Source organism: Dielma fastidiosa, assembly GCF_000313565.1.
Taxonomy (GTDB): Bacteria; Bacillota_I; Bacilli_A; order Erysipelotrichales; family Erysipelotrichaceae; genus Dielma; species Dielma fastidiosa.
The window spans coordinates 166,535-173,381 of record NZ_HE578926.1; the positions used below are offsets into that span (position 1 = coordinate 166,535).

Here is a 6,847-nt window from a genome sequence, read left to right on the forward strand (position 1 = left end):
AAGCAACAAACTGCCGCTTTCAAAGTCGTTCGTTAATTTCACATAATTTCACAAACGCTTATTTTATCAATGATGAGCCTGATTTGGAAGGATCTGGGAGAATTTTCTAATGAAATTAGTGATTTGGTAGTGTATACTTGATGAGAGGAGGAAGTTTGAATATGGTAAAAAAACTTTTTAAAGGGTTCGTGGCAGCTTTAGTCATGCTGGCGGTATTTAATGTTCCAACCGCCGTAAAAGCAGAAGATGCCATGACATCAAGAGCTGTCTGGGTCTCATATCTTGACTTTCAGCAATATTTGAAGGATAAGAATGAAAGTGAATTTAAATCAGCATTCACCGCGATCTGTGACAATGCCCTTGACAACAATCTGAATACACTGATTGTCCATGTGCGTGCATTTAATGACGCGGTCTATCCAACGGCAAATTATCCATGGGCAGAATGGCTGAATTCAGACATGAAAGATCCAGGCTATGATCCATTGGAAGTGATGATTGAGATTGCTCACCGCAAGGGATTGAAATTTGAAGCGTGGATCAACCCATTCCGCATTTCATTAAAGACATCTGAAACACAGCGTTTTGCGAGCTCAGAATACTTTAAAGATTTTGCGCAGGATGATTTAATTGAATATGACAATGACGGTCAGCATAAAATGATTTTAAATCCGGCCAGCAAGACAGCGCAGAACGCGATTGTCGAAGGGGTCAGAGAAATCGTTGATAACTATGATGTTGACGGCATTCACTTTGATGATTATTTCTATGTATCCGGTACATACGGCAACACTTCACAGCAGGAGCGCAAGGATTATGTTAATACACTTGTGAAACGTGTCTATCAAACGGTTAAGAATGCCGGTTCGGATAAAGTCTTTGGTATCTCTCCGCAGGGCAATCTGGATAATGACCGTGATCATGGTGCTGACATTGACACATGGCTGTCAACAGAAGGCTATGTAGATTATGTTATGCCGCAGATTTACTGGACTGATCAATATGGCACCAGCGGTACGACAACAATGTTCTCTGATCGTGCCAAAGCATTCAAAAATATTTGGACGAATAAGAACATTGATTTAAGAGTTGGCTTGGCACTTTATAAAGTTAATGGTCAGGGCAGCGGTGACGCCGGCTGGGCATGGTCTTCAGACAATCTCGCAACACAGGCTGAAAAAGCCGCAGCATTAGGCTACAGCGGTTATGCGTTATTCAGATATGATCAATTAGTAGCTTCCGGCTCACAGACTGAATTAAACAATCTAAAAAAAGTTTTCAGTACAAATAACAATCAAGGCAGTGAGAAACCGGCTGGCAAGAATGGCTGGGTACAAAGCGGCAATACTTGGTATTATTATAAGAATGATCAAAAAGTAACCGGCTGGTTCAAGGATGAATATCAATGCTGGTACCTGCTTGATTTTGTGACTGGTGAAATGCAGACGGGCTGGATTGCCGGTGACAGCACTCATTGGTATTATTTAAATCCAGCAAACGGCATCATGCAGACGGGCTTGAAAACTATTGACGGTGTTCAGTATCTGCTTGAAAATACTGGTGAATTTGCTGGCAGCATGAAACGTTCAGGTACATATACGGTTGGTAATGATACTTGTACTGTAGCTCAGGACGGCAGTGTTATCAGCTGTTAATTATCGAAATGAATCGGCGCTTAGGCGCTGATTTTTTTTACACCACTAAAAAGCTCTTTCAGTCACCGCTTTGGACTCAAAGAGCTTTTTTCAATATCTGGGAAGTAAATTTGTTGAATCGAATTTTATCGAATGCTCACAATTTACAGCTAATCATTTGCAAATTTGCTACATATTTTTGATTATTGCTTATAATTTGCTATAAATTCGGGATCAGAATAAATCGGACTCCAATAAATACCTAATTCATTGATCCAGCAGCCATCAACCCACTGATTTCTAACCATTTTACCCTCTGCATCAAGGTAATACCATCTGCCGTTATCTGTTGCATGCCATGTATTCTTTAGATATGAATAATTATCAAAATAATACCAGTCTTCATAATGAGCCTGCCAATATTCATATTTTGCCGAGAAATCTGCATTGAAATAATACCAGTTATTTTCTGTATCCTTCCATGATCTGATTAGTTTACCATTGGTATCTGCCAGATATACTTTATATTCATTACCATATTGCTTCTTAAACTCACCAAGCGGCAGGGTATCAATCAGTTTGCCGTTTTTATCAAGAACGATCCATTCCGCCTTAGCAACTGTACCATCAGGTTTAGCATAATAAGCCTTATAATCGGAATCAGATAATTCCTCCATATTATCCGGCTTGATCGTTTCAACCAGTTTATCCTTATCGTTTACAACCACAAAGCCATTCTGCACTGGTTTACCTTTTTCATAGAAGTAGGTTTCACCTTTTTTATTCACAAAACCGTTTGAAGATGTAGGGGATGAACTAGAACCCGAAGAAACAGATTTCCAAACAGCGGTAAGTATAACATCAGCTTCTGGAACAGTATAATCACTGCCTGGCGCATAAGTAGTCGTGCCATCGCTCCAGCCCGCGAATTCATAACCTGAACGTGTAGGTTTTGGTAATTTTACTGCATCTCCCTTTATCTCTAGTTGTGGTTCAAGCATTTGACTTGTTCCAGTTTCCAAAGTAATCATCATTACATCCTTATTTGCTCTGCCAATAACTATTTCATTCTGATCATTCAAAACATAACCTGTATTTTTTAATAAATTAACACCTTTATACGAATCAGCATTAGTCAATACAATACTTTCATCTGTTGGTTTCACAATAACCGTTCCTAAAGCCTTAATTTCTGGCTCAATATTTATTCCGTACCTACTATACTCAATTACTGTATCACTAGGATCGATAACTACGTCTTTATTTAAATATATTACAGAATTTTCATTGCAAGTTGAGATACCGCCTGCCTTAATTGTAGCATCAGCCTTGTCATTTGTTCTAACATCACCATAGAAGTGTGAAGCGCTCAGCGTATATTTCACTTCGCCGGTAATTGTTGCTTTTGAACTATCAAGATCATAAATAGTATATTCTTGATTTGGCTGAATCCAGAATTCAAAATCGCCATTAATTGTTGTACCCTCACCGCCTGCATATACACCGCCGCTTGTAGGGCTATATGCAGAATCACCAAAGACTCCAGCTATTGTAAATGTTTCGTGTGAGCGAATCATTACGTTACCATTGACTATTGTTTCAGCATTCTTTGATCCGCCATATACTTCATGAAATGGAGTTTCTCCATAGATTACCATTGTGATATCCCCATTCCATGTACCAGCGCCAGCTCCTTCTATGAACTCAACTTCACCTGTATCTCTGCCCATTGTATTAAATATAAAATCGCCTGTCTGTTCACAGCCACCTGTAGAACCAACGATACCCTTAATGGCACCGCCCTTATAAGTAATCATAACATTGCCAGTATGCTCTGAATAATAATCATCATTGAAGCCGCCAACACCATAAATAACAACATTTGTGCAATCATAACCATTATTTGGATAAGAATCAATATCGATTCCAACCTCTTCACCTAAAGACTTAATATCAATTTCTGGATCACTGCTATCAAGTAAACCATTATGATTTTTATCATCATAAATTTTGGTATATGTATCATCAACTCGGCTTGTGTCAATAAATATTGAATGTCCATGCAGTAATAAAGCGTATTCCTCTTCACCATCCGCATTTGTATGCGATACCATCTCAATATTTCCTTCTTCATTAAATTCGTCTGATTCAGCAAATATTTCAGTAGCATAACTACCTGAAACTAACACTGCTGCCATTGCAGAAGATAAAATAATACCAATCATTCTCTTGAATTTCATCTGTTTCCCTCTTTTCATTCGTTTCTGCGCATTCATAAACAATTACAGATTATGTATAGCTATCCCTCTTCTCTTCCACTACTAAAATCATTCAACGGGGAAACATGCTAATTGTAATTCTTTCATAAATTCCCCCGCATAAAATAAAACTGTCTTATAAGGTATACCTTATAAGACAGTATAAAAAGGGCTAAAATTATACAAAATATGGTAAAAATCGTTTTACAAATGCTATAAACAGGCTTATAATTAAGGTAAATAAAGTGTCTCATAATGTATACTTTTTGACACACTATTTCGTTTTGTTATATAAAAAAGTTAGAATACTTATAAAGCAAATTTAAATACTAAATAAAGACAAAATTAGCAGCCAAAAAATGTATATAATAGACTTAAACAACATAAAATCATAATTAATATTGTCTTTATGATAATGGAATATTTGTTTTTCCCTTTTCACTATATTTAATCGTTATGTGAAAACACATCAAAGTATATATTTACTATATATTATATTTCCTATTTACTCGCAAAAAGGTTCATAATTTCAAGTTTTCTGTTTTGGATCATGTGAGTAAAAACAAAATAAATTAATTTTTTATTTAAACAGCATGAATTAACATACAAAATAATCATGAAAAAACTCCAAGCATAAAGTCTGGAGTTTTAACTGTATATTACCCTGTGTTTACTTAGCAGTACCAATTGCGATTACTTTACCATTACTATCAATTGCAGTAACCGTTACTCTTGCAGCACTGTTCAGCTGAATACCATCATAATCAGCATAAATACCAAGTTTCACAACAATTAAATCTTTATCTGTATCCACATAATATTCCATGCCATAAGAATTAAGCGGTGTGAATTCGCATTCAGAATAATCATCAGTATAAGCTATCATTCTTAACTTTCCATACTTCGATTCAGTTAAACTTAAATTATCATTATTCAATTCAACACTAATCATTACTGTGCCGTTATCATCTCTAGCGTAAGCCGTATAAGTTACACGATATTCGACTGCATCTTGTTTACTGAATTTATATTTCTTTGCGGTTTCATCATAACTGATATTCATTTCATCCACATTCGTATAATTATTATCCTTTAGATTATCATTAAGTGATTTCATATCGGCAGTTAAGCTACCATGCTCATTTGCCGCAAAAGGCTCTGATTCTTGATAGCCATTTATCACACCCGTATTAGTACAATCATTTACCTCAATGACTAGATTATCACCTTGGCTGCCATTACCTAGATATAAAGAAGCATATGTTACATCCATATTACCGTGATTAACACAATTATTGAATTTCAAATATTTTGTACGGTTTAATCCAATGGCTCCAAGTTTTGTTTGTACATAGCCACCAACATAGAATGACACATAAACATTACCTGAAGTTCTCTTAACGCTTAAATTATTCTCAACATCATTAAATACAGTATTCAAAGCGCCTGAGAAAGTTATTAGCGGTGCTTCATTATTATCATTAACAGTTACCTCAACCACTTTATTATCTTTAGAATTAATTGTGATTGAATCAAATAAAATAGTATTTTCATTTATTACTGATTCATAAACTTTACCATCTGAGCTATTAATGATATTCATATTAGCTGTTTCCAATAATGATAAAATTCCTTGTGAACCATGCTCAAGTGTGAAATTTTTAAATGTAGCATCTCCGTATGAACTTGATGCAAACCATGAATAAGCAATACCACCTTTTGCATCTTTGATAACTGAATCACTATCTGGTAATGTAATAGTATGATTATCCCCATCAAACACTCCCGTAAAATTGCTCATTTGGATATGTCCAGCTGGAATGGTAATATCTGAAATCAATTTATAATTGTAACTATCTTTAGTACTAAAGTGATCTCCGATTTTAGTTATTTGTTCATGATTTTCAATTAGATATGGAAATTGCTCACTGCCATTCCCACCTGCAAAATCATTACTTGTCAGAATTAATGTTAACGTCATGCTGTTTCTAATCTTACTGCTGAAATCAAATGGCTTGCCATCAGAAGTAACCCATTTGTATGAATATCCATTATCTGGATCTTCTGGTTTTGCTGGTTCTGTTATAGTTGAACCGCTTGTTACGGTAACCGCTGCTGGCACATCAAATGTAATTGAACCATCAACTGCATATTTAACAGTATAAGAACTTGTACTAGAACCCCCCGATGAACCACCAGTTGAAGGTTTATTTACTTCAGGTGCTTGCTCAACATCTTTGCCTGTTTCTACATCTTTAATTACTGTATCCTTTCCAGCTTCTACGCCATCAACGTTTGCTTCAACTTTGTTAATTGTACCATTACCTTCAATTTTTACCGGAGCATTAGCTGTAATTGTGCCTACTGTACTGCCTTTTGATACTTCTACCTTCGTATCTTTTGCACTTTCTGTTACCACAACATTCTTAACATCCGCATTCACCTTGATTTGTGTATCGGTCTTTACTTCAAGGCTTTCTACCGGTGCCTGAATATCGACACTTGCATATGTCCGTGTACTTACTTCCTGTGCAGGGACTTCAATCACGATTTCACCTTTGGTTGTTGACTGCACTTCAATCTTCTCTACTTCCCCTTTGAAGTTCTTATCCGGTGTTACCGCTGCTGTTTCTTCCAATACGATTGTCTTAACTTCTGTTTCGCCGCTTAATACGACTTCTGTATTTCTTGTCTGTGTACTGATTGCTTCAATCTTTGAATCAGTGATCGTTAACTTACCAGCTGTTTGGTTATCACCAATAACAACCAATTTGCCTTTTACGGTTACACCTTTTAATTCTAATGCTTTCGCTGTTGTTACATCAACATAGAGGTTACCTTCAATGACTTCACCTTCTATTGCTTCTGGATCTGTCACAACAACTGATTTTGATTCAGCTAATGGAATGGCTTTGCCATCTTCAGTCAACTCATAACCGTCTTTGACATAATCCT

3 protein-coding genes are annotated in these 6,847 nt (G+C 36.1%); 1 reads left to right on the forward strand and 2 read right to left on the reverse strand.

The window, feature by feature from the left end; translation table 11 throughout:
- The first annotated feature begins 161 nt into the window (after positions 1 to 161).
- Positions 162 to 1,655, forward strand: a complete 1,494-nt coding sequence (locus DAHG_RS19195; protein WP_022937962.1) for a glycoside hydrolase family 10 protein — start codon at positions 162 to 164, stop codon at positions 1,653 to 1,655.
- A 182-nt stretch (positions 1,656 to 1,837) separates the two neighbouring features.
- On the opposite strand, the gene DAHG_RS08725 is transcribed toward DAHG_RS19195, so the two are convergent.
- Together DAHG_RS08725 and DAHG_RS21395 are read right to left on the reverse strand one after the other, a co-directional pair.
- Positions 1,838 to 3,874 (reverse strand): InlB B-repeat-containing protein, encoded by a 2,037-nt coding sequence (locus DAHG_RS08725; protein WP_022937963.1) that lies wholly within the window; start codon positions 3,872 to 3,874, stop codon positions 1,838 to 1,840.
- Positions 3,875 to 4,562: 688 nt separating this feature from the next.
- Positions 4,563 to 6,847: hypothetical protein (locus DAHG_RS21395; protein WP_034456889.1), on the reverse strand; the 2,285-nt coding region annotated here is incomplete at its 5' end.

What these genes read in the sequence shown, in the direction of transcription:
- DAHG_RS08725 (WP_022937963.1), bottom strand. Translation starts at nt 3,874, where the DNA reads ATGAAATTCAAGAGAATGATTGGTATTATTTTATCTTCTGCAATGGCA.
- DAHG_RS19195 (WP_022937962.1), top strand. Translation starts at nt 162, where the DNA reads ATGGTAAAAAAACTTTTTAAAGGGTTCGTGGCAGCTTTAGTCATGCTG.